The sequence below is a fragment of the Bosea vestrisii genome (assembly GCF_030144325.1).
Taxonomy (GTDB): domain Bacteria; phylum Pseudomonadota; class Alphaproteobacteria; order Rhizobiales; family Beijerinckiaceae; genus Allobosea; species Allobosea vestrisii_A.
In genome coordinates, this window is record NZ_CP126307.1 from 2,768,628 (window position 1) to 2,793,114 (window position 24,487).

At 66.3% G+C, this 24,487-nt stretch carries 19 protein-coding genes and 1 pseudogene; 16 read left to right on the forward strand and 4 right to left on the reverse strand.

What is annotated here, in order from left to right; genetic code table 11:
* Positions 1–3: 3 nt before the first annotated feature.
* Entirely contained in the window at positions 4–1,344 is a 1,341-nt protein-coding gene (gene aptA, locus QO058_RS13710) for an omega-aminotransferase AptA (RefSeq protein ID WP_284172568.1), read from the reverse strand.
* A 77-nt stretch (positions 1,345–1,421) separates the two neighbouring features.
* Entirely contained in the window at positions 1,422–2,303 is an 882-nt protein-coding gene (locus tag QO058_RS13715; RefSeq protein ID WP_284172569.1) for a GntR family transcriptional regulator, read from the reverse strand.
* A gap of 84 nt (positions 2,304–2,387) precedes the next feature.
* Here QO058_RS13715 and QO058_RS13720 point away from each other — a divergent pair, with 84 nt between their 5' ends.
* Positions 2,388–3,530 carry a C45 family autoproteolytic acyltransferase/hydolase gene (locus tag QO058_RS13720; protein ID WP_284172570.1) on the forward strand — a complete coding sequence of 381 codons (1,143 nt, stop codon included), beginning with the start codon at positions 2,388–2,390 and terminating at the stop codon, positions 3,528–3,530.
* A gap of 52 nt (positions 3,531–3,582) precedes the next feature.
* Positions 3,583–5,142, forward strand: coding sequence for an ABC transporter substrate-binding protein (locus QO058_RS13725; RefSeq protein ID WP_284172571.1), 1,560 nt, complete (start codon positions 3,583–3,585; stop codon positions 5,140–5,142).
* Positions 5,143–5,282: 140 nt separating this feature from the next.
* On the opposite strand, the gene QO058_RS13730 is transcribed toward QO058_RS13725, so the two are convergent.
* Complete coding sequence (locus QO058_RS13730) at positions 5,283–5,930, reverse strand: GntR family transcriptional regulator (RefSeq protein WP_284172572.1); 648 nt, start codon at positions 5,928–5,930, stop codon at positions 5,283–5,285.
* A 152-nt stretch (positions 5,931–6,082) separates the two neighbouring features.
* On the opposite strand from QO058_RS13730, the gene QO058_RS13735 reads away from it, so the two are divergent.
* The 8 genes and pseudogenes from QO058_RS13735 (at position 6,083) to ggt (ending at position 15,251) form a co-directional block, all read left to right on the forward strand.
* Positions 6,083–6,967: an alpha/beta hydrolase family protein gene (locus tag QO058_RS13735; RefSeq protein ID WP_284172574.1), complete on the forward strand. Its 885-nt coding sequence runs from the start codon at positions 6,083–6,085 to the stop codon at positions 6,965–6,967.
* Positions 6,968–7,007: 40 nt separating this feature from the next.
* Entirely contained in the window at positions 7,008–8,552 is a 1,545-nt protein-coding gene (locus QO058_RS13740) for an ABC transporter substrate-binding protein (RefSeq protein ID WP_284172575.1), read from the forward strand.
* Between the two features lie 63 nt (positions 8,553–8,615).
* Positions 8,616–9,197, forward strand: a pseudogene (locus QO058_RS13745) (ABC transporter substrate-binding protein); the annotation flags it as partial.
* Positions 9,198–9,276: 79 nt separating this feature from the next.
* Positions 9,277–10,170, forward strand: a complete 894-nt coding sequence (locus tag QO058_RS13750) for an ABC transporter substrate-binding protein (protein WP_284172577.1) — start codon at positions 9,277–9,279, stop codon at positions 10,168–10,170.
* A gap of 37 nt (positions 10,171–10,207) precedes the next feature.
* Positions 10,208–11,152, forward strand: a complete 945-nt coding sequence (locus tag QO058_RS13755) for an ABC transporter permease (RefSeq protein ID WP_284172580.1) — start codon at positions 10,208–10,210, stop codon at positions 11,150–11,152.
* Positions 11,149–11,967 (forward strand): ABC transporter permease, encoded by an 819-nt coding sequence (locus QO058_RS13760; protein ID WP_284172581.1) that lies wholly within the window; start codon positions 11,149–11,151, stop codon positions 11,965–11,967. The genes QO058_RS13755 and QO058_RS13760 overlap by 4 nt, the downstream gene beginning before the upstream one ends.
* Complete coding sequence (locus QO058_RS13765) at positions 11,964–13,610, forward strand: ABC transporter ATP-binding protein (protein ID WP_284172582.1); 1,647 nt, start codon at positions 11,964–11,966, stop codon at positions 13,608–13,610. The genes QO058_RS13760 and QO058_RS13765 overlap by 4 nt, the downstream gene beginning before the upstream one ends.
* A 27-nt stretch (positions 13,611–13,637) precedes the next feature.
* Positions 13,638–15,251 (forward strand): gamma-glutamyltransferase, encoded by a 1,614-nt coding sequence (ggt, locus tag QO058_RS13770; RefSeq protein ID WP_284172584.1) that lies wholly within the window; start codon positions 13,638–13,640, stop codon positions 15,249–15,251.
* A 161-nt stretch (positions 15,252–15,412) separates the two neighbouring features.
* On the opposite strand, the gene QO058_RS13775 is transcribed toward ggt, so the two are convergent.
* Positions 15,413–15,913 (reverse strand): Lrp/AsnC family transcriptional regulator, encoded by a 501-nt coding sequence (locus QO058_RS13775; protein WP_284172585.1) that lies wholly within the window; start codon positions 15,911–15,913, stop codon positions 15,413–15,415.
* Positions 15,914–16,123: 210 nt separating this feature from the next.
* Between QO058_RS13775 and QO058_RS13780 the strand changes: the two genes are divergently transcribed.
* From QO058_RS13780 to QO058_RS13805, 6 genes are all read left to right on the forward strand, one after another.
* Entirely contained in the window at positions 16,124–17,356 is a 1,233-nt protein-coding gene (locus tag QO058_RS13780; protein ID WP_284172586.1) for a 3-methyl-2-oxobutanoate dehydrogenase (2-methylpropanoyl-transferring) subunit alpha, read from the forward strand.
* Between the two features lie 3 nt (positions 17,357–17,359).
* A complete protein-coding gene (locus QO058_RS13785) occupies positions 17,360–18,376 on the forward strand; it encodes an alpha-ketoacid dehydrogenase subunit beta (protein WP_284172587.1) in 1,017 nt (338 codons plus the stop codon).
* Positions 18,376–19,686: a dihydrolipoamide acetyltransferase family protein gene (locus tag QO058_RS13790; RefSeq protein ID WP_284172588.1), complete on the forward strand. Its 1,311-nt coding sequence runs from the start codon at positions 18,376–18,378 to the stop codon at positions 19,684–19,686. Before QO058_RS13785 ends, QO058_RS13790 begins: the two co-directional genes overlap by 1 nt.
* A 16-nt stretch (positions 19,687–19,702) precedes the next feature.
* Positions 19,703–21,100 (forward strand): dihydrolipoyl dehydrogenase, encoded by a 1,398-nt coding sequence (gene lpdA / locus QO058_RS13795; RefSeq protein WP_284172589.1) that lies wholly within the window; start codon positions 19,703–19,705, stop codon positions 21,098–21,100.
* Positions 21,101–21,212: 112 nt separating this feature from the next.
* Positions 21,213–22,706 (forward strand): amidase, encoded by a 1,494-nt coding sequence (locus QO058_RS13800; RefSeq protein ID WP_284172591.1) that lies wholly within the window; start codon positions 21,213–21,215, stop codon positions 22,704–22,706.
* A 190-nt stretch (positions 22,707–22,896) separates the two neighbouring features.
* Positions 22,897–24,483 (forward strand): ABC transporter substrate-binding protein, encoded by a 1,587-nt coding sequence (locus QO058_RS13805; RefSeq protein WP_284172592.1) that lies wholly within the window; start codon positions 22,897–22,899, stop codon positions 24,481–24,483.
* Positions 24,484–24,487 lie beyond the last annotated feature (4 nt).

A 24,487-nucleotide genomic window follows, 5' to 3' on the forward strand; every position in this document is an offset into this window, starting at 1 on the left:
CGCCTAGTCGATCCGCCCCAGCGCCTGCTCGATCGCGGCGAAGATCGTCTCGATCTCGGCGGGCGCGATCACCAGTGGCGGCGACAGCACCAGCGTGTCGCCGGCATTGCGGATCAGCACGCCGGCATCGAGGCAAAGCGTGTTGGCCTCCCCGCCCCTCGCGCCATCCGCGCCCGGTCGCGGCGCAAGGTCGATCGCACAGAGCAGGCCGGCGGTGCGGATATCGACGACATGGGCTGAGCCCTTCAGCCGGTGCGCCCGCTCCTCCCAGAGCGGCAGCACCTTGCCGAGCTGCCCAAGGATGTCCTGCTCGGCGAAGACGTCGAGCGTCGCGAGACCAGCGGCGCAGGCGAGCGGATGGGCCGAATAGGTGTAGCCGTGGAAGAGCTCGATCGCCTCGGGCGGGCCGGCCATGAAGGCGTCATAGACGTGGCCGGCGACGAGCACGCCGCCCATCGGCACCGCGCCATTGGTCATGCCCTTGGCGCAGCTCATCAGATCGGGCCTGACGCCATAGGCCTGCGCCGCGAACGGCGCGCCCAGCCGGCCGAAGCCGGTGATGACCTCGTCGAAGATCAGCAGGATGCCGTGCCTGTCGCAGATCGCGCGCAGGCGTTCGAGGTAGCCCTTGGGCGGCGGATAGACCCCGCCCGAGCCGGTCACGGGCTCGACGATGACAGCGGCCACGGTCGCGGGATCGTGGATCTGCAGCAGGGTCTCCAGTGCCTCCGCCGCGGCGAGCCCACCCTCCGGCCGGCCGCGCGAGAAGGCCATGCTGCCGCGGTCATAAGGCAGGGGCAGATGCGCGACATCGGGCAAGAGCGGCCCGAAGGCGGCCTTGTGCCGGCCGATACCGGAAACCGAAAGCCCGCCCCAGCCCATGCCGTGATACCCCTTGGCCCGGCCGATCAGCTTGGTGCGCCCGGCCTGGCCGCGAGCCTGGTGATAGGCGCGCGCGATCTTCAGCGCGGTATCGACCGCCTCCGAGCCGGAATTGACGAAGAAGACATGGTCGATGCCTTCCGGCGCGAAGTCGCAGAGCCTGGCAGCATAGGCCTGCGCGTCGGGGTGGCTCATCTTGAAGGAGGAGACGAAGTCGAGCCGGCCAGCGGCTTCGCGGATCGCCTCGGTGATCTTGGCCTGGCCGTGTCCGGCATTGACGCACCAGAGCCCGGCCATGCCGTCGAGCACGCGTCGTCCGTCCGAGGTGATGTAATGCATGCCTTCGGCCCGCTCGAACAGCAGCGGCGCCTGGCGGAAAGCCCGCATCGGCGTGAACGGCATCCAGAACGCGTCGGGAGCGTTGTCGCGGCGGCTTTCGGCGGCAAATGCGTGCGCGGTCATCGGCGGGTCCTCGCTATCGATCACCGTATGATGTCTTTCTTAAATCTAAAAGACAATAGCAAGAGTGCTAGGTGGTCTTAGTCAAGCCCATCGGGACGGCGCAATTGCATGGCGCGCTGGAGATGGCTGCGCATTAGCGCGCTGGCGAGCTGAAGGTCGCCGGCCTCCAGCGTCGCCAGCATTTGCAGATGCTCGCGGCTGTTCACCACGACGCGCTCATAGCCATAGGTCCAATCGTAATTGGAGAGCCGGCGCATCTGGTTCTGCCGGCGCACCGCCGAATGCATGAAACGGTTGCCTGAAGCCGCCGCCAGTCCTTCGTGGAAGTCGGCGTTCATCTCGTAGAAGCCGATCGCCGAGCTTTCCTTCCAGGGCTGGGACAGGGTCAATTCGTGCCGGGCTCGCATCTCGTCGATCCAGCCCTGTTCCAACGAAAAGCCGGGCTCGAGGAAGACCATCGGCTCGATCAGCAGGCGGAAGCGGTAGCGCTCGTCATGCGCCGACTGATCGCGCGCCTCGTGCAGGAAGCGCCAGCCATAGCCGCGCTTGCGCTCGACCATGTCGAGATCGGCGAGCCGCGCCATCAGGCGCTGCACCTCCGGCCGGCCGAGATCATAGCGCCGCATCAATTCGAGCTCGGAGATCTCGTCGGGCAGACGCCCGCCATGGCGATCCTGCGCGACCTTGACCATGACGAACTCGGTCGCGTCGGCCGTCGCAGCGCCATCGCTGGACGCCTCGGGCGTGCTGAGCAGCTCGACGCCCTTGTTCGGATGCCGGCGCACCAGCCCCTGCCGTGCCAGATGATCGATCGCAGCCCGCACCGGCGTGCGCGAGACGTTGAGGCGGCGCGCCGCGCTGTTCTCGTTGAGCCAGGCGCCCGCTTCGAGCCCGTCCTCGCGGACCATGCGGAGTATCCGCTCGGCGATCTCCTGCTGCAATCGTGTCGGCGTCGTCATCGAAAGGCTCTTGATTGTCTTAGTTCGAAATGAAATACATCATAGTCAGACACAGCACCAGCGCGAACCCGCGGAGATCCGGCCATGGTCGAGCCCTTTCCCTTCGTCGATGTCTCCGGCACGCCCTATGAGCGCGGCCGCCAGCATGGTGCGGCGGTCCCCGAACGCGTCAAGCGCTCGATCGAGCTTTATGGCGGACAGCTCGGCGATCTCGGCTATGACACGGCCGCCAAGTCGCGCCTGATCGGCGAATTCGCCCGCGAGATCGAAGCCTTCGGCGCGCACTATGTCGAGGAGATGCGCGGCATCGCCGACGGCGCCGGCGTCGCCCTCGAAGACGTCATCATGATCAATGCCCGGACCGAGGTGATCGCCAAGGCGAAGCTGGAGAAGAGCAAGCCGGTTGGGGCGGAGGAAGAGCTCGACGATGGCTGCACCGGCGCGATCATCCTGCCCGAGCGCAGCGCCTCGGGCGAACTGATCCACGGCCAGAACTGGGACTGGAAGGCCGAATGCGCCGAGACGGCGATCGTGCTGCGCGTGCGCCGCGATGACGGCCCAGACTTCCTGACCTTCGTCGAGGCCGGCGGCCTTGCCCGCTGCGGCATGAATGCCGCCGGCATCTCGATCACCGCCAACTATCTCGAAAGCGAACGCGATTTCACGCAAGCCGGCGTGCCGCTCGCCTTGATCCGCCGCAAGGTGCTGGAGCAGGAGCATTTCGCCTACGCCATCAAGGCGGTCGCGACGACGCCCAAGGCCTGCTCGAATAATATGATGCTCTCGACCGTCGCCGGCTTCGGCATCGACTTCGAGTGCGCGCCCGACGCCGCCTTCCCGCTCTATCCGGAAGATGGGCTGATCGTGCACGCCAATCATTGGGTCGGGCAGGTCGCGCTGACCAAGATCACCGATACCGGCACCCCGCGCGTACCGGAGAGCTTCTATCGCGACTGGCGCGTCCGGAAACTGCTGAACGAGGCCGGGCGCAAGCTCACTGTCGACGACCTGAAGCAGGCCTTCTTCGACGATTTCCTCACCCCGCATTCGGTCTGCCGCCCGCCGCGCCTGAACGACACCGGCAATCTCTCGGCGACCGTCTCGATGGTGATCATGCAGCCGGCCAAGGGCACGATGGAGGTCGCGCCGCTGCCGGCCCTCAACCGCACCTTCACCCGCTACAGCCTCACCGACGAACCGATGACGCTGGCGCAAGCCGCCGAATAAGGCGGCACCGACAGCGTTCAAGCCAAAACCATAAGACAAGGGGAACCCGCCGATGCATAACCGACGCCGCCTTTCCCTCGCCCTTGCCGGACTGGGCCTTGCGACCGCAGCCATAGTGCCGGCCGCAGCCGCGACGCTACGGGTGCACCTCAACGCCGACATCCGCAGCATCAATCCGGGCGTCAACCGCGACGACAACACCGACTCGGTCGTCCTGCACATCGTCGAGGGCCTCGTCGCCTATGGCGAGGACTCCGAGGTCAAGCCGCTGCTGGCCGAGAAGGTCGCGGTCTCGCCCGACGGGCTGAGCTACACCTTCACCCTGCGCAAGGGCATCAAGTTCCATAACGGCGCCGAACTCACCTCGGCCGACGTGGTCTGGAGCTGGAACCGCTACATCGATCCAAAGACCGACTGGCGCTGTCTGTCGGAGTTCGACGGCCGCGGCCGCGCCAAGGTCGAGGAAGTCACGGCGCCCGATCCGACGACCGTCGTCTTCAGGCTCGACAAGCCGAGCTCGCTCTTCCTCGCCAACATCGCCCGCACCGACTGCGCGATGACCGCGATCCTGCACAAGGATTCGGTCAAGGCCGACGGTTCCTTCGACAAGCCGGTCGGCACCGGCCCCTACAAGCTGACCGAATGGAAGCGCGGCGAATACATCCGCCTCAGCCGCAACGAGGCCTATGCCAGCCTGCCGGGCGCACCGGACGGCTATACCGGCGGCAAGCGCCCGCTCGTCGACGAAGTCCGCTTCATGGTCATCCCCGACGGCGCGACCGCCAAGGCGGCCTTGCTGCGTGGCGACATCGACATCGTCCCCGACGTCGCCAATGCCGAGGTCAAGGAGCTCAAGAAGGACCCGCGCGTCGAGCTCTCGATCACGACCAATATGGGCCTGGTCGGCATCCTCCTGCAGACCCGCGATCCCCTGCTCGGCAACGTCAAGCTGCGCCAGGCGATCGCCGCAGCGCTCGACACCGAGGAACTGGTCGCCCAGGTCACCGACGGGCTCGGCAAGCGCAACAATTCGATCGTGCCGTCGCTGTCGTCCTATTACGACGCTGTCCAGGCCAAGGGCTATAAATACGACCTCGCCGCCGCCAAGAAGCTGCTCCAGGAAGCCGGCTACAAGGGCGAGCCCTTGGTGATGCTGGCGAACAAGCGCTACCCGCAGAGCTTCGATGCCGCCGTGGTCTCGCAGCAGATGCTGCAGGCGGCCGGCATCAACGTCCAGATCGAGGTGCTCGAATGGGCGACGCAGCTCGACCGCTATTCCAAGGGCAATTACCAGATCCAGGCCTTCCCCTATTCGGCAAGGCTCGATCCGGCGCTCTCCTTCGAATCGGTGACCGGCCCGAAGGCGACCCAACCGCGCAAGGTCTGGGACAATCCCGAGGCGCAGGCCCTGCTCGACAAGTCGATGGTCGTCTCGGACAAGGCCGAGCGCCAGAAGCTGTTCGACGAACTGCATCAGCGCTTCATCGCCGAAGTGCCGATGGTGATGCTCTATAACGGCATCGACGCCGGCGCCTACGGCAAGCGGATCAAGGGCTACAAGTCCTCGATCTTATCGAAGCCCCGGCTCTGGGAAGTCACCGTCGCCGATTAGGAACTCGTCTCGAAACTCGCTCCGGCGCGCCAGATGGGGGTGTTTTCGAGAACCGGAGCGCAGCGGACATTGGTCCGTGAGCACCGGAAGCGCAGAAAATGCCGCTAGATGGCCGCTGGAGTAGAGTTTCGAGGCGAGTTCTAGGCCGCGCCGTTGACCTCGATGAGGTCCTTGATGATGTGATGGGCGGTGAGCTCGGCCAGGCGCTCGCCGTCCCCGACCCGGATCGCTGCGACCATGGCGTGATGGTCGGCGTCACTGGCGAGCAGGGCCTGATGCGAGGCCCAGACCGTCACCGCCGAGCCGCGCGAACGATCGCGCAGGCTCCAGATCGTCTCCGCCAGCACCGGATTGCCGCAATGGGCGTAGATCAGGCTATGGAAGGCACGGTTGATCTCGCTCTGCTGCGGACGCGTCCCACTCCGAACCGCTTCGCTGAACTCATGGGCGAGCACATCAAGCCTGGCGATCGTCTCGTCGTCCATCCTGCCGATCACGAGGCGGGAAGCGGCGCTCTCGAGGATGATGCGGGTGTCGCGGATTGCGCGATAGGTATCGAGGTCGATCTCGGTGACCCGATAACCGCGATTGGGCACATGCTCGATTGTCTTGCGCACGGAAAGCTCGTCGAGCGCGGCGCGGACATCGAAGCGCGTCGCCTGGAAGGCCTCCTCAAGATCGATCTGCCGCAGCCATTCGCCCGGCCGATAGGCGCGGACATGGATCGCCCGGGCGATCTCGTTGGCGAGTTCGCCCTTGGCGCGCTGGGTCTTGGGGCGGGTAGCCATGACGGGTCTCTAGAGCATTTCAACGATGCTTGTGAACTGGTTCGCCAGCATCGCGCACAGCCGGCACTGCCCTTGTCGAATCCGGCTTGCGGCATCAACCATATCATGCAACAAAATTGGCGCCAATCTTATAACCAATCAGGAAACGCCGCATGACCGCTCCCGTCGGAAAGCCCGCCAAGCAGGACGATGCGGCAGCGATCGCCCGCGCGCTTTATGATCTCGGCCCGACGCCGGTCACCGCCTGCAAGGCCGATCCGCGCTTCAGCTATTGCCTCTATGTGCCGAAAAGCCTCGGCAAGGGCGGCCAGGCGCCCGAGCTTGTCGTCGCCATGCACGGCACCGGCCGCGGCTTCACCGGCTATCGCGACGCCTTCGAGGCCTTCGGCCGCTGGAACAACTGCATCATCCTCGCCCCGCTCTTCCCCATCGGCGTGATGGGCGACGGCAACCGCAACGGCTTCAAATACATGCGCGAGGGTGAGGTCCGCTACGACCACATCCTCCTGTCGATGGTCGAGGAAGTCGCCCAGGCCTATGGCTTGCGCTTCGACCGCTTCGCCTTGTTCGGCTATTCCGGCGGCGGCCATTTCACCCATCGTTTCCTGATGCTGCAGCCGAAGAAGCTTTGGGCCGCCTCGATCGGCGCGCCGGGCTCGGTGACGCTGCTCGATCCGACGCGTGACTGGTGGGTCGGTACCCGCAACATGGCCGAGCTCTTCGGCACCGCTCCCGATATCGAGGCGATGCGCCAGGTTCCGGTCCAGATGATCGTCGGCGCGGCCGATCTCGAGACCTGGGAGATCACCCACCAACCCGGCAACGCCAGCTGGATGCCGGATGCCAACCATGCCGGCACGAACCGCCCGGAACGGCTGGGTACCTTGTGCCGGAACTTCGAGGAGCACGGCATCACGGTGCGTTTCGACCTGGTGCCGAACATGCCGCATGACGGTCTGAAAGCCGTCCCGCGGGTGGAAGATTTCCTCGCCGACGTGCTCGCCAAGCGCCGCACCGGCGCGTCCAAGGCAGCCTGACCCGCCAGGATCCGGAAGACGGACAACGAGGGGACCGACAATGAAACGCCAGCTCGCCGCCGCCTTCGCTCTGCTCGCTCTCGCGAGCCCCGCCACGGCGCAGACGATCAATGTCGCGCTCAATGCCGACATTCGCTCGACCAATCCGGGCGTCAACCGCGACGACAACACCGACGCCGTCGTCCTGCACATGGTCGAGGGCCTGGTCGGCTATCGTGAGAACGGCGCGGTCGCGCCGCTGCTGGCGGAGAAAATCTCCGTCTCGCCTGACGGGCTGACCTACACCTTCGCGCTGCGCAAGGGCGTCAAGTTCCACAACGGCGCCGAGTTGACCTCGGCCGACGTGCTATGGAACTGGACCCGCTATATGGAGCCCAAGACCGACTGGCGCTGCCGCAGCGAATTCGACGGCCGCATCGGCATGAAGGTGACAAGCGTCGCGGCGCCCGACCCCGCGACCTTCGTGATGACGCTGGAGAAGCCGAGCGCACTCTTCCTCGACACCATGGCCCGGACCGACTGCGCCATGGTCGCCGTCATCCACAAGGACTCGCTGAAACCCGACGGCTCGTTCGACAGGCCGATCGGCACCGGCCCCTTCATGCTCGACGACTGGCGCCGCGGCGAGTTCATCTCGCTGAAGCGTTTCGACGGCTATGTCTCACCATCAGGTGACAAGCGCGACGGCTATGTCGGCCGCAAGCGCGCTCTGGTGCCGGAGGTCAAGTTCCTTGCCATCGCCGACGGCGCGACCGTCAAGGCCGGCCTGATCTCGGGCGCGCTGCATGTCGCGGACATTCCCGATGCCGATATGCCGGAGATGAGGAAGGTCCCGACCCTGCAGGTGCTGAGCGCTCCCAGCGCGACCAAGCACGCGCTGCTCCTCCAGAGCCGCGATCCGCTGCTCGGCGATGTCCGGATGCGCCAGGCGATCGCGGCTGCGCTCGATCTCGACGAAATCGTCGCCCAGGCCTCGAACGAGCTCGGCAGCACCAACAACTCCGCAGTCTATGTCAGCTCGCCCTATTACAGCGAGGTCCAGCGCCAGCGCTACCGCCACGACCCGGCGCGCGTGAAGACGCTGCTCGCGGAGGCCGGCTACAAGGGCCAGGTGATCAAGCTGATCGCCAACAAGCGCGCGACCGTGCCGAGCTTCCCGGTCGCGATCATGGCACAGGCCATGCTGCAGGCGGCCGGCATCAACAGCGAGATCGAAGTGCTGGAATGGGCGACGCAGCTCGACCGCTACAGCAAGGGCAACTACCAGATGATGTCCTTCAGCTATTCCGCCCGCATCGATCCGGCCCAGAGTTACAACCAGTTCAGCGGCCCCAAGGACACCTACCCCTCAAAGGCCTGGGACAGCCGGCGCGCCGACGAATTGATCGAGAAGGCGACCATCACCGCCGACGAAGGTGAACGCCAGAAGCTGTTCGACGAGCTGCACAAGCTGATGCTGGCCGATGCGCCGCTGATCTTTCTCTACAATCAGGTCGACACGTCTGCCGTCTCCAAGCGGCTGAGCGGCTTCGCGCCCTGGGTTGCCGGGAAGCCGCGGCTCTGGGAGGTCAGCCTCGCCAATTGAACCGTCGCGGACGCGGCGGCCTGACGATCACAACGACAAATGAAAAAACGACAGGGGACCGAGATGAAGTATCTTTTTGCGCCGGCCGCCGCCCTCATCGCCGCTGCCGCCTTCGCTGTGCCTGCCGCGGCCCAGTCCATCACCGTGGCGGTCGCCGCCGACATCCGCAGCAACAATCCCGGCGTCAACCGCGACGACAACACCGACGATTTCGCGCTGCAATTGGTCGAGGGCCTCGTCGGCTACAATGAGGGCGGCGTCGCGACGCCACTGCTCGCCGAGAAGGTCGACCTCTCCGCCGACGGCAAGACCTACACCTTCACGCTGCGCCAGGGCGTCAAGTTCCACAACGGCGCCGAGCTCTCCTCGGCCGACGTGCTGTGGAACTGGACCCGCTACATGGACGCCAAGACCGACTGGCGCTGCACCTCGGAATTCGACGGTCGCTCCGGCCTCAAGGTCGAGTCCGTGACGGCGCTGGACGCGCGCACCGTGGTGATGCAGATCGACAAGCCCAACGCGCTCTTCCTCGACACGCTCGCCCGCACCGACTGCGCCATGACCGCGATCCTGCACAAGGATTCGGTCAAGGCCGACGGGTCCTGGGACAAGCCGATCGGCACCGGCCCCTACAAGTTCGGCGAATGGAAGCGCGGCGAGTATTTCACCATGACCGCCTTCGAGGGCTACAAGTCGCCGAAGGAAGGCGGCAAGGCCGACGGCTATGTCGGCCTCGAAGCGGCCGCTGCTCAAGGAGGTCAAGTTCCTGATCGTCAAGGATCCGGCGACGGTGAAGGCTGGCCTGCTCTCCGGCGCGCTCGATATGGCCGACATCCTGCCCAGCGACGCCGTCGAGTTGCGGAAAAACCCCAAGCTCGCCGTCGCGGTCGAGCCCAACGCCGTCCGCCATGTCTTCCTGATCCAGACCAAGGACACGGTGATGGGCAACCAGAAGGTCCGCCAGGCGATCGCCGCCTCGCTCGACATGGATGAGATCGTCGCATCCTTCTACAACGACCTCGGCAAGCCCAACACCTCGCCGATCTATTCCGGCTCGAGCTATTTCGGCGAGGTCGAGAAGAAGGGCCATGTCTACGATGCGGCCCGCGCCAAGAAGTTGCTGCAGGAGGCCGGCTACAAGGGCGAGAAGATCGTCATCCTTGCCAACAAGCGCCCGGTCGTGCCGAGCTTCCCGGCCGCAGTGGTGGCGCAGCAGATGCTGCAGGCCGTCGGCGTCAACGCCGAGATCGAAGTGCTCGACTGGGCGACCCAGCTCGACCGCTTCAACAAGGGCAACTACCAGATGCAGTCCTTCTCCTTCTCGGCCCGTTTCGACCCCGCAATCGCCTTCGAGCAGTTCTCGGGACCGAAGGACAAGCAGCCGCGCAAGACCTGGGACAATCCGGAGGCGCAAAAGCAGATCGACAAGCTCTACGTCACCTCCGACCGGGCCGAGCGCCAGACAATCGTCGACGAACTGCACAAGCGTGTCATCGACGAGGTCCCGATGATCTTCGCCTTCAACGGCCTCGACATCATCGCCCATGCCAAGCGCGTCCAGGGCTTCAAGCCGTGGCAGTCGAAGCTGCGCATGTGGGAAGTGACGCTGGCGAACTGAGCCCCGCGCAAGCCCCTTACGCACCGGGAGGAAGCCGATGCTGCGCTTTGCGCTGACGCGCATTCTGATGTCCGTGCCGACACTGCTGATCGTGTCGGTCGCGGTCTTCGGCCTGATCCGGCTGATCCCGGGCGATCCGGCCTCGCTGATGCTTGGAGATCTGGCGACCCCGGCCTCGATCGCCGATTTGCAGGCGCGGCTCGGCCTCGACCAGAGCGTGCCGGTCCAGTTCGGCATCTGGTTCGGCAATCTGCTCAAGGGCGATCTCGGCCAGTCGATCAACTCGCAACAGGCGGTGCTGCCGCTGATCCTGCAGCGCTTCTGGATCTCGGCCCAGATCGTGCTGGTCGCGGTCGCCCTCGCGAGCCTCGTTGCCGTGCCGGCCGGCGTCCTCGCCGCCTGGAAGCAGGACACCTCGCTCGATCTCTCGCTCGTCGCCGTCGCGACGCTGCTGCTTTCGATCCCGACCTTCTGGCTCGGCCTGCTGCTGCTGCTCTTCTTCGGGCTCAAGCTCGAATGGCTGCCGGTCGTCGGTTATGTCTCGATCGCCGAGAGCCCGTGGGCCGGCATCCTCTATCTCATTATGCCGATCATGACGCTGTTCCTGCATGAGATCGGCGTGATCCTGCGCATGGCGCGCGCCTCGACGCTCGAAGTGCTCCGGCTCGACTACATCACCCATGCTCGCGCCAAGGGCCTGACCGAGAGCGCCGTGCTCTGGAACCACGCCTTCAAGAACGCCTTCGGCCCGACCTGGACGCTGATCGGCCTGGTGCTCGGCAACCTGCTCGGCGGCATCGCGGTGGTCGAGACCGTCTTCACCATCCCCGGTCTCGGCCGCCTTCTGGTCGATTCGATCTTCGCCCGCGACTATCCGGTGATCCAGGGCTGCATGCTCTTCGTCGCCTTCACCTATGTGCTGGTCAATCTCGTGATCGACCTTTGCTATCCGATCTTCGATCCGAGGGTGACGGCGCAATGAAGCTCCCCGCTCCCAACGCTTTGGTCGGCGGCACGCTGATCGGCTTCCTCGCCATCGTCGCAAGCGTCAGCTCCGTCTGGACGCCCTACGATCCCCTGCGGCTCTCCTTCCGCGCCAAGCTCGCCGCACCCTCGGCGATGCACTGGCTCGGCACCGACGAGTTCGGCCGCGACGTGCTTTCGCGGCTGATGGCGGGCGCCGCCACATCAGTCTGGATCAGCCTGCTGACGGTCGCGCTGGCGGTGTCGCTCGGCACGGTCATCGGCCTGTTCTCGGGCTATGTCCGCGGCTGGGTCGACCGCACCATCATGGCCTTCAACGACGCGCTGCTAGCCTTCCCCGGCATCCTGCTGGCGCTCGGCCTGCTCGCCGTGGTCGGCGCCAACAAATACGGCATCATCCTCGCGCTCGGCATCGCCTATGCGCCCTCGGTCGCCCGGATCGTGCGCGGCACCGTGCTCTCGCTGCGCGAGCGCGAGTTCATCTCGGCCTCGCGGGTGATGGGCAATTCGGAGGCCTTCACCATGCTGCGCCACATCCTGCCGAACTGCATCGCGCCGCTGACCGTGCTGGCAACCTCGATGTTCGGCTGGGTGCTGCTGGCCGAGAGCTCGCTCTCCTTCCTCGGCCTCGGCGTGCCGCCACCGGCGCCGACCTGGGGCAACATGCTGGCAGGCTCGCGGCCCTATATCGGCCAGGCCGTCTGGCTCGGCATCTTCCCGGGCCTCTGCATCTCGCTGACCTTGCTTGGCATCAACCTGCTCGGCGATGCGCTCCGCGACAAGCTCGACCCGCGGATGAGGGGTGCGCGATGACCTCCACCAAACCCCTGCTCGAGGTCGACGGCCTCACGCTCAGGATCGGCGCGAGCGGCCGCACCGTCGTCAACGATGTCAGCTTCTGCGTCTCGCCCGGCGAGATCGTCGGCATCGTCGGCGAATCCGGTTCGGGCAAGACGCTCGCCGCCCGCGCCGTGATGGGCTTCATCCCGCCGGCGGTCCGCCTGATCTCCGGCTCGATCCGCTTCGACGGCGAGGAGGTCACGACCATGGCGCCAAAGCGCCTGCGGGCGATCCGCGGCGCCAAAGTCGGCATGGTCTTCCAGGAGCCGATGACCTCGCTCAACCCCTCCATGCTGATCGGGCGCCAGCTCGAGGAAGGGCTGGCACTGCATTGCAAGCTCGACGCTGCCGGCCGGCGCGAGCTCATCCTCGACATGCTCCGCCGCGTCGGCATCCGCGACCCCGAAGGCGCCTTCAACGCCTATCCGCACCAGTATTCCGGCGGCATGCGCCAGCGCATCATGCTGGCCTCGGTGATGCTGCTGAAGCCGGCACTGCTGCTCGCCGACGAGCCGACCACCGCGCTAGACGCCGTCGTCCAGCGCGACGTCATGGAACTGATGGTCGACCTGACCAAGGAGAACGGCACCGCCGTGCTGCTGATCTCGCATGATCTCGGCATGGTCGCGCGCTATTGCAGCCGCATCGTCGTGATGTGCCAGGGCGACGTCGTCGAGCACGGGAAAAGCGAGGATATCCTCGCCCGCCCGCAGCACCCCTATACCCGCAAGCTGCTCGCGGCGATGCCGCATCGCGAGCCGGCGCGCGAGGTGCCGGAGGCAGGGACGCCACTCGTCGCGGTCACTGACCTCGTCGTCGACTATGGCGGCCGCCAGGGCTTCTTCCGCAAGGAGCAGCCCAAGCGGGCGCTGCACGGCATCAGCCTCTCGGTGAAGCCCGGCGAGGTCGTCTCGGTGGTCGGCGGCTCTGGCTCGGGCAAGACCACGCTCGGCCACGCCATCGCCGGGTTGATCAAGCCGAGCGAGGGCGCGATCCTGTTCAACGGCAAGCCGATCGACAAGAGCGAGACGGCCTATTGGGACTATCGGCTGAATTGCCAGATGGTCTTCCAGGACCCCTATTCCTCGCTCGACCCGCGCATGACCATCGGCGAGCTCGTCGGCGAACCCCTGCGGCTGGTGAAGGGCATGAGCGCTGCCGACAGGAAAGCGCGGCTCGCCGAAGTTCTGGGCGAGGTCGGGCTCGGCGACGGCTTTGCCGAGCGCTATCCGCACGAACTCTCCGGCGGCCAGCGCCAGCGCGTCGCCATCGCCCGCGCCATCATCCGCCGGCCGAGCTTCGTCATCGCCGACGAGCCGGTCTCGGCGCTCGACGTCACCGTCAGGGCGCAGGTGCTGGAGCTCTTCGCGGAATTGCAGAGGAAGCACGGCTTCTCCTGCCTGTTCATCAGCCATGATCTCGGCGTCGTCGAGCAGGTCTCGGACCGCGTCATCGTGATGCATGAAGGCCGCATCGTCGAGGAAGGCACGCGCGACCAGATCTTCGACGCGCCGCAGCACGACTACACCCGCAAGCTGCTCTCGGCCGTGCCCGGGCTGGAGAGCATGGCGGATGGCGGTGTCAGGCTGTTCTGGCGGCTGGGCGAACCGGCGTGAGCGACTACCGAGAATGAGGCCTTCGGCATGAAGAACGGAATGATCGTCGCCCCGCAGCCGGAAGCGGTCGAAGCCGGCGCGGCCGTGCTGGAGCGCGGCGGCAATGCGATCGATGCGGCGATCGCCTGCGCTTTCATGCAAGGCGTGGTCGATCCGCTGATGTCCGGCATTGGCGGCTTCGGCTCGATGCAGATTTACATGCCCGGCAAGGGCATTCATGAGATCGTCGAGTTCTACGCCCGCGCCTCCTATGCGGCGAAGCCGGACATGTGGCTCGACAAATTGCGCGGCCAATCGCGCGACGGCTTCGCCTTCCTGCTCGAAGGCGGCATCAACGAGTTCGGCCATCTCGCCGTCTGCACGCCCGGCAGCGTCAGGGGCTACGACCATGTGCTCTCGCGCTTCGGCACGATGGACTGGGCGGATGTCATGGCGCCGGCGATCAGGCAGGCACGCGAGGGCGTGCTGGTGCGCCCGCACATGCACTGGTTCTGGACGCAGGATCAGAGCGGCTCTGGCCAGGTCAACACATCGGACAAGCTGCGCTACAGCGAGACCGGCAAGCGCCTCTATTTCCGCCCCGACGGCAGCGCCAAGCGCCCCGGCGACGTGATCGTCAACACCGACATGGCGAATACCCTGGAACGTCTCGCCAAGGGCGGCGCCGACCTGTTCTACCATGGCGAACTCGCCGAGGAGATCGGCGCCGACTTCGCGGGGCATGGCGGGCTGATCTCGCGCGAGGACCTCGCCCGCTACGAGCTCTCCGTCGCCGAACCAATCTGGGGCTCCTATCGCGGCCACCGCATCTCGACCTCGCCGCCGCCGGCGAGCGGCATGTCGATGCTGCAAATCCTCAATATGCTGGAGCCCTTCGACATTGGCGCGCTCAGCCATGGCGGCGCTGATCATGTCCGCCTGCTCGCCGAGGCGATGAAGCGCATGACCATCGACAAGGACCAGTTCATGGGCGACCCCGCCTATGTCGATGTCCCCGTCGAGCGCCTGATCTCGAAGGAGCACGCGGCAGAACAGGCCGACAGCATCCGCCGCGGCGAGCGGGCCGATGTGAAACGGCTGGAACGCTCCTCCCAACGCGAGACCACCCATGTCACCGTGGTCGATCGCCATGGCAACGCCGTCGCCCTGACCCATACGCTCGGCAGCCCGTCGGGCGCGATCACCGAGGGCCTCGGCTTCATCTATAACGGCACGATGAGCCGCTTCGATCCGCGCCCCGGCCGCGCCGGCTCGATCGCGCCGGGCAAGCGCCGCTCATCGTCGGCGGCGCCGACCATCGTCTTCAAGGGCGACAAACCCTTCATCGTCATGGGCGCACCGGGCGGCAGCTATATCGCCCCGGCGATGGCGCAGGGCATCATGAACGTCATCGATTTCAAGATGTCGATGCTGGAGGCGGTGGCGGCGCCGCGCGTCATGGGTGTCTCGAACACGATCGACATCTCAAACCGCATCCGCCGCAGCGTCGAGGCCGAGCTCAAGTCTGATGGCTACGACGTCAAGCGCTCGGCCCAGAGCTATCCCTTCGCCGCGCTCCACGGCGTCAAGATCGAGGATGGGCTCGCCACCGGCGGCGCCGACCCGCAGCGCGACGGCATGGCGATCTCGGTGCCGGCGTAAGTTCCTCCCTTCCCCCTTGTGGGGAAGGGTTGGGGATGGGGGCGAACGACGAGGTACAAGGCTGCTCGCAGGAGCGGACCGGTCCATTTCCCGGCGAATTCGTTCCGACTTTTCGCCCCCCACCCCTGCCCCTCCCCACAAGGGGAGGGGTCTACGCCCCCTCACACCGGCGCGATCTGCAGCGGGTCGACCGAGATCGCCCGCTTCAGCGCGCGCAGGCCGAAGGTCGTGCGCGACTGCCGCATTCCGGGCAGGCGGTAGATCTTCTGGCGCAGGAAGCGCTCATAGTGCTCGGTGCCGCTGACCACGGCCTTGACCAGGTAGTCGTAGTCGCCGGTGACGAGATAGGCTTCGACCACCTCGGGAATCCGCGCCAGCGCTTCGCCGAAGCTGTCGAGCAGCTTGTCGTCATGCTTGTCGAGCGTGATCTCGATGAAGACGACATTGTCGAGCCCGAGCGCCCGGTGGTTCAGCACCGCGACATACTTCTCGATAGCGCCGTTCTCCTCGAGCCGCTTCACTCGCGTCCAGCATGGCGAGGGCGAAAGCCCGACCTTCTCTGCCAAGGCGTTGATCGTCAGTCGGCCATCCTCGTTCAACGCCGAGAGGATGCGCCGGTCGATCTGGTCGATCTCCTCGCCGCGCCGCGCTTTGACTGCCATCGATTGAATTTTCCGCCAAATGTCGAGATGGCAGAATAATCCTCCGACCAAAGCCAAATCTCAAGGCTACTTCGGCAAGAAATCGACGATGCACCACCCTAACATGCCCGAATAACGACGGCGGCTCGACAGACGCCCCCGCAGACATGCCTTGCGGCAATGGCCGCATGGCGGAATGCTGGGCAAAGCGAGAGCCTAGGGAGCGCGGACATGACAGACCCCTCACCGCTTCGGTTCCACGTCCCCGTTCCGGCCAGTCGCCCCGGTGAGAAGCCCGATTTCTCGCATGTCGTGATCCCAAAAGCGGGTTCGGTTCAGCGCCCGCCAGTCGATGTCGATCCGCGCGAGATCCGCGACCTCGCCTATTCGATCATCCGCGTGCTCGACCGCGAGGGCGAGGCGGTCGGTCCCTGGGTGCCCGATCTCTCCAAGGACGACCTCATCCGCGGCCTGCGCCACATGCTGACGCTGCGCGCCTTCGATGCGCGCATGCAGATGGCCCAGCGCCAGGGCAAGACCTCGTTCTACATGCAGCACACCGGCGAGGAGGCCGTGAGCTGCGCCTTCCGCATCGCGCTCGGCAAGGGCGACATGAATTTCCCGACCTATCGCCAGGCCGGGCTCCTGATCGCGCACGACTACCCGCTCGTCGAGATGATGTGCCAGATCTACTCGAACGAGCGCGACCCGATGAAGGGCCGGCAGCTGCCGGTGATGTACTCCTCGAAGGAGAACGGCTTCTTCTCGATCTCCGGCAACCTCACCACCCAATACGTCCAGGCCGTCGGCTGGGCGATGGCCTCGGCGATCAAGGGCGACAACAAGATCGCGGCCGCCTGGGTCGGCGACGGCTCGACGGCGGAATCCGATTTCCACGCCGCCCTCGTCTTCGCCTCGACCTACAAGGCGCCAGTCGTCCTCAACGTCGTCAACAACCAGTGGGCGATCTCGACCTTCCAGGGCATTGCGCGGGGCGGCTCCGGCACCTTTGCGGCCCGCGGCCTCGGCTTCGGCATCCCGGCGCTGCGCGTCGACGGCAACGACTACCTCGCGACGTATGCCGTGGCGCAATGGGCGATCGAGCGGGCCCGCCGCAATCTCGGCCCGACGCTGGTCGAATACGTCACCTATCGCGCCGGCGCGCATTCGACCTCGGACGACCCCTCCGCCTACCGGCCCAAGCATGAATCCGACGACTGGCCGCTCGGCGACCCCATCGTCCGGCTGAAGCAGCACCTGATCGGCATCGGCGCCTGGTCGGAGGAGCGCCACAAGCAGACCGAGGCCGAGATCCTGGCGACCGTGATCGCCGCGCAGAAGGAAGCCGAGAGCTTCGGCACGCTGCATGCCGGCGGCAAGCCCTCCTCGCGGGACATGTTCGAGGACGTCTATGCCGAGCTGCCGCCGCATCTGCGCCGCCAGCGCCAGCAGATCGGAGTCTGAACCATGGCCCGCATGACCATGATCGAGGCGATCCGCTCGGCCCTCGACGTCTCGATAGGCCGCGACGACAATGTCGTCGTCTATGGCGAGGATGTCGGCTTCTTTGGCGGCGTCTTCCGCTGCACCCATGGCCTCCAGCAGAAATACGGCGTCAACCGCTGCTTCGACGCGCCGATCAGCGAGCTCGGCATCGTCGGCACCGCGATCGGCATGGCGGCCTATGGCCTGCGCCCCTGCGTCGAGATCCAGTTCGCCGACTACATGTACCCGGCCTACGACCAGATCGTCTCCGAGGCAGCGCGCCTGCGCTATCGCTCGGCCGGCGATTTCACCTGCCCGATGGTGATCCGCATGCCGACCGGCGGCGGCATCTTCGGCGGCCAGACCCACAGCCAGAGCCCGGAAGCCCTGTTCACCCATGTCGCCGGGCTGAAGACGGTGGTGCCGTCCAATCCACGCGACGCCAAGGGCCTGCTGATCGCGGCGATCGAGGATCCCGATCCGGTGATCTTCCTCGAGCCGAAGCGGCTCTATAACGGCCCCTTCGACGGTCATCACGACCGCCCGGTCACGCCCTGGTCGAAGCATGAGCTCGGCGAGGTCGACGAGGGACATTACACCATCCCGCTCGGCAAGGCCGCGATTCGCCGCGAGGGTTCAGCCGTCACCATCGTCACCTACGGCACCATGGTTCATGTCGCGCAGGCGGCCACCGAGGAGACCGGCATCGACGCCGAGATCATCGACCTGCGCACTTTGCTGCCGCTCGATCTCGACGCGATTGTCGCCTCGGTCTCGAAGACCGGCCGCTGCATCGTTCTGCACGAGGCGACGCTGACCTCAGGCTTTGGTGCGGAGCTGGCCGCGCTGGTGCAGCAGCACTGCTTCTATCATCTGGAGGCGCCGGTCGTGCGCGTCACCGGCTGGGATACGCCTTATCCGCACGCCCAGGAATGGGCCTATTTCCCCGGCCCGGGCCGCGTCGGCGCCGCGCTGCGCGACATCATGGAGAGCCGCTGATGGCCGAGCGCATCATCAAGCTGCCCGATGTCGGCGAGGGGATCGCCGAGGCGGAGCTGGTCGAGTGGCACGTCAAGGTCGGCGACATCGTCCGCGAGGACGATCTAATCGCCGCAGTGATGACCGACAAGGCGACGGTGGAAATCCCCTCGCCGGTCGAGGGCGAGGTCACCTGGGTCGGCGCCGAGATCGGCGACACCGTCGCGATCGGCTCGGCGTTGGTGAAGCTGAAGGTCTCAGGCGGGACCGCGAGCGAAGAGCCGGCCGAGGCGGAGGCGCCTGTCGAGCCGCCGAAGGAAAAGCCCGTTGCAGCGGCTGCCCCGGCCACGCCGGCGGCAGCTCCGGAGCCCGCTCCCAAGCAGCTGCCGACGCCGAAGCCCGCTGCTCCTGCGCGCTCGGCCCCCATCGCCACCACGCCGGCACCGCGCCGCCCGGTCGGCGAGAAGCCGCTCGCTTCTCCTGCCGTCAGGCTGAAGGCGCGCGAGGCCGGTATCGATCTGCGCCAGGTCCAGGGCTCTGGCCCGGCCGGCCGCGTCATCCATGAGGACATCGACGCCTTCATCCAGCGCGGCCCTGAGGCTCCGGCCAAGGGCGGACTCGTCGCCAAGACCGCGATCACCGACGTCAAAGTGGTCGGCCTGCGCCGTCGCATCGCCGAGAAGATGGCGCTGTCGAAATCGCGCATTCCGCACATCACCATCGTCGAAGAGGTCGACGTCTCCGCGCTGGAAGATTTGCGCGCCGCGCTCAACAAGAAGCCGACCGCCGAGCGGCCGAAGCTGACGCTGCTGCCCTTCCTGATGCGGGCGATGGTCAAGGCGCTCGGCGAGCAGCCTGGCCTCAACGCGCTCTATGACGACGAGGCCGGCATCGTGCACCAGCATGCCGGAATCCATATCGGCATCGCGACGCAGGCTCCCTCCGGCCTGATGGTGCCGGTGGTCAAGCATGCCGAAGCGCGCGATCTCTGGGGCTGCGCCATCGAGCTCTCACGCCTTGCCGAACGCGCCCGCGACGGCTCGGCGACACGCGACGAGCTCACCGGCTCGACCATCACCATCACCTCGCTCGGCGCGCTCGGTGGCATCGCCACCACCCCGGTGATCAACCATCCCGAAGTCGCGATCGTCGGCGTCAACAAGATGATGATCAGGCCAATCTGGGACGGCACCACCTTCGTGCCGCGCAAGATGATGAACCTCTCCTCCAGCTTCGACCACCGCGTCATCGACGGCTGGGACGCGGCGGTCTTCGTGCAGCGGCTGAAAGAGCTGCTGGAGACGCCGGCGACGCTGTTCGTGGACATGTGAGCGGCGGGAGAAAGCCATGACCGAGATCACCTGCAAGCTGCTCGTCATCGGCGCCGGTCCCGGCGGCTATGTCTGCGCCATCCGCGCCGGCCAGCTCGGCATCGACACCGTCATCGTCGAGAGCGGCAAGCTCGGCGGCAGCTGCCTCAATGTCGGCTGCATCCCCTCCAAGGCGATGATCCATGTCGCCGAGGAGTTCGAGAAGGCCGCCCATGCCGCCGCCGGCAAGACGCCCTTCGGCCTGACCGCCGCCGAGCCGAAGCTCGACCTGAAGCAAGCCGTCGCCTGGAAAGACGGAATCGTCCAGCGCCTCAACAACGGCGTCGCCGGCCTGCTGCGCAAGGCCAAGGTCAAGATCGTCCACGGCCAGGCCCGCTTCCGCGACGGCAAGACCGTCGCGGTCGAGACCGAGACCGGCCCCAAGATCATCAAGGCCGAGACGATCGTGATCGCGACCGGCTCGCTCCCCGTCGAGCTGCCTTTCCTGCCTTTCGGCGGCAACGTCATCTCCTCCACCGGCGCACTCGCGCTGACTGAATTGCCGAAGCGCCTCGTCGTGGTCGGCGGCGGCTATATCGGGCTCGAGCTCGGCACCGCCTTCGCCAAGCTCGGCAGCAAGGTCACCGTGGTCGAGGCGCAGGACAAGATCCTGCCCCTCTACGATGCCGAACTGACCGCGCCCGTCGCCAAGAGTCTCTCGGCGCTGAATGTCGAGGTACTCCTGGGCGCCAAGGCGCTCGGCCCAACCGCCAAGGGCGACGGCCTGCGCATCGAGACCGCCGACGGCAAGGAACGCGAACTGCCGGCCGACAAGATCCTGGTCACCGTCGGCCGTGCGCCTGCGACGAGCAAGCTCGGCCTCGATGAGCTCGTGCTCGATATGGACGGCCGCTTCATCCGCATCGGCGAGCGCTGCGAGACCTCGATGCGCGGCATCTACGCCATCGGCGACGTCACCGGCGAGCCGATGCTGGCCCATCGCGCCATGGCGCAGGGCGAGATGGTCGCGGAGATCGTCGCCGGCGAGCCGCGGGTCTGGGACAAGGCCTGCATCCCGGCGATCTGCTTCACCGATCCCGAGATCGTCTCGGCCGGCCTCTCGCCGTCGGAGGCCAAGGCCGCTGGTTTCGAGACCAAGATCGGCCAGTTCCCCTTCCAGGCCAATGGCCGCGCCATGACCCGCCATGGCGAGGCCGGCTTTGTCCGCGTCGTTGCCCGGGCTGACAACCATCTCGTCCTCGGCATCCAGGCGGTCGGGCAGGGAGTCTCGGAGCTTTCCGCCGCCTTCGGCCTCGCCATCGAGATGGGTGCGAGGCTCGAGGACATCGCCGGCACGATCCACGCCCATCCGACATTGGGCGAGGCCTTCCAGGAATCGGCGCTCAAAGCGCTCGGCCACGCACTGCACATCTGAGGCGAACGCAGGCCGGCACTCAACCCGGCGAGGGTTGACGTGGCGGCTCAGGCCGCTTCGACTGGCAGGGCGGACCGAGATGGGCCCGCGCTGACTGCCGGAGCCTTCTGCCGTGACCGAACCCTGCAATCTCGACGCCGTCACCGCCCGCCGCCTGATCGGCGAGAAGAAGCTCTCCGCCACCGAACTGCTCGAAAGCTGTCTCGCCCGGATCGATGCGGTCGACCCTGCTGTCAACGCCATGGTGGCGCGCGACGACGAGCGGGCGCGGGCAACGGCGAAGGCGGCCGACGCGGCCACCATGCGCGGCGATGATCTGCCGGCACTGCACGGCCTGCCGATCGGCATCAAGGATCTCGAGGACGTCGCGGGCTTGCGCACCACCTATGGCAGCCCGCTCTTTGCCGACCATGTGCCGACAAAGGACCAGGGCATCGTCGCCTCGGTGCGCAAGGCCGGCGCCGTCATCGTCGGCAAGACCAACACGCCCGAATGGGGTGCCGGCGCCAATACCCGTAACGCTGTCTACGGCGTCACCGGCAACCCGTTCGATCCCTCGCGCTCGGCCGCCGGTTCCTCCGGCGGCTCCGGCGTCGCGCTCGCGACCAATATGGTGCCGATCGCCACCGGCTCGGACACCGGCGGCTCGCTGCGCAATCCGGCCGCCTTCAACGGCATCGTCGGCTTCCGGCCATCGCCGGGGCTGGTGCCGAGCGACAAGCGCGCGCTCGGCTGGAATCCGCTTTCGGTGCTCGGCCCGATGGCGCGCACAGTGCCCGATCTCTGCCTGCTGCTCTCCACCATGGTGAGCGACGACGGCGTCGATCCGCTGGCGACCACGATCCATGGCAAGCGGGTCAGGCGGCCCGAGGACTTCGCCCGGCCGGACCACTGCGATCTCGCTTCGCTCAAGGTGGCCCTCACCCCGGATTTCGGCTTCGCCCCGACCGAGAAGCACATCCGTGAGATCTTTGCCGACAAGGTGGGCCGCTTCAGCAAGGTCTTCGGCCAGGCAGATGAGGCGACGCCCGATTGCGCCGGCACCGATGAGAGCTTCGAGGTGCTGCGCGCCGTCAACTTCCTCGCCGGGCAATATGAGCGGGTGCGCGACACGCCCGACAAGGTCGGCCCCAATGTCCGCGCCAATGTCGAGGAAGGCCTGCGCTATGGCGCGCTCGACATTACCCGGGCGCTGAAGCAGCAAACCGTGCTCTACCATGAGTGGCAGCGCTTCTTCGACCGCTACGACGTCATCCTTTCGCCCGCGATGACGCTGAGCCCGCGCCCCTGGTCGGAGCTCTATCCCGCCGAGATCGATGGCAAACCGACGCGGACCTATTTCCACTGGCTCGCCATGGCTTACGCAGTGACGATCGTCGGCCATCCCGCGATTTCGCTGCCGGTCGGGCTCGACCGCAACGGCCTGCCCTTCGGCCTGCAGATCGTCGGCCCGCGCGGCGGCGACGCCAAGGTGCTTGCCGTCGCGGCAGCGCTCGAGTCACTCTTGGCGGGCGATCCGCTGACGGCGCGGCCCGTGCCCGACATCGCCGGGCTCAAGAAGGCCCCGAAGCTCAAGGACAGCCCGAATTTTCTCGGCTTCGACTAGAGCATTTTCGAGCGAAGTGGGTACCGGTTCGCGTGAAGAAAATGCGATAAAACAAAGAGGTAGAGCATTCCAGCGATTCGGAGAAACGCGGAAATGCTCTACCCGGCTCACGACCGTTCCGAACTGCACGCAACGTCACGATCAAGGTTCGCCGACCACTAAAGACCAATCATAAAAGGGGAGAGACCATATGAAGCGTCGTCAGTTCCTGCAGGGCACGGCAGCCGCCGCCCTGTTCGCTCCAACACTGGCCCGCGAAGCCTTGGCGCAAGCGCCGAGCCCGAACGTGCTCAAGATGGCGCCTCAAGCCAATCTCACCTCGCTCGATCCGATCTGGACAACCGCGACCGTCACCAACAATCACGGCTATTACGTCTACGACACCCTATATGGCGGCGATCTCGACCTGAAGCCGCAGCCGCAAATGGCCGAGAGCCACGAGATCTCGGCTGACGGCAAGACCTGGAAGATCAAGCTCCGCGAAGGCCTCGCCTTCCATGACGGCCAGCCAGTCCGCCCGGCCGATTGCATCGAGAGCCTGAAGCGCTGGGGCCAGCGCGATCCTTACGGCCAATTGCTGCTGAAAGCGGTCGAAGCCTGGGGCGCGCCGGATGAGCGCACCATGGAGATCAAGCTGACCCGGCCCTTCCCGATGATGCTCGACTGCATGGCCAAGGCCGACAACCCGCCCTTCATCATGCCGGAGCGCCTGGCCAAGACCGACGCGACCAAGCAGGTGACCGAGATGGTCGGCTCGGGTCCCTACAAGTTCGTCGCCAGCGAATACGTCTCGGGCAGCCGCGTCGTCTACGAGAAGAACGAGGCCTACAAGCCGCGCAGCGAGGCGCCGAGCCGCAATGCCGGCGGCAAGGTCGCGCATTTCAAGCGCATCGAATGGCCGATCCTGCCTGATCCAGCGACCGCCGCCGCCGCGCTGACCAAGGGCGAGATCGACTGGTGGGAGCGCCCGCTCGCCGACCTCCAGCCCCTGCTCGCGAAAAGCCCCGACATCACCCGCGAGGTCATCGACAAGAACGGCCGCGGCTCGATCATGCGGCTGAACCATCTCCAGCCGCCCTTCAACAATCCGAAGGTGCGCGCCGCCGTCCGCCTCGCGGTCAACCAGGAAGACTATATGCGGGCCTCCCAGGGCGACGACACCACGACCTGGCAGGTCTGCCGGAACCTGTGGTGGCGCGGCACGCCCTACTACACCGGCGAGCTCGAGGACCTGATGCCGCAGAGCGTCGACAAGGCCAAGGCGGCGCTGAAGGAGTCCGGCTACAACGGCGAGAAGGTCGTCATCATCAACCCGACCGACTTCCCCGATATCGGCCCGCTCGGCGACGTCACCTACGAGTTGCTGAAGTCTATCGGCATGAATGTCGAGATGATGGCGAGCGACTGGGGCACGGTGATCCAGCGCCGCAACAGCCGCGAGCCGGTCGAGAAGGGTGGCTGGAGCATCTTCCACACCACTGGCGCAGCGGTCGGCTGGGGCAACCCGGCTCTGTCCAACCTTGTGCGCGGCCCCGGCGAGAAGGGCTGGTTCGGCTGGTGGACCAATGCCAAGGCCGAGGAACTGGCCGAGGAGTGGCTCTACGCACCGGACGAGGCGGCGCAGAAAAAGGCGGCGGTGACGCTCGGCCGGCTGGCGCTGGAAGAATGCGGCACCATCCCGCTCGGCCAGTTCGTCATCAAGACAGCCTACCGCAAGAACCTGACCGGCATGCTGCCGGGCTCGGCGCCCTATCCGTGGGGGCTGAAGCGGGGATAACGCC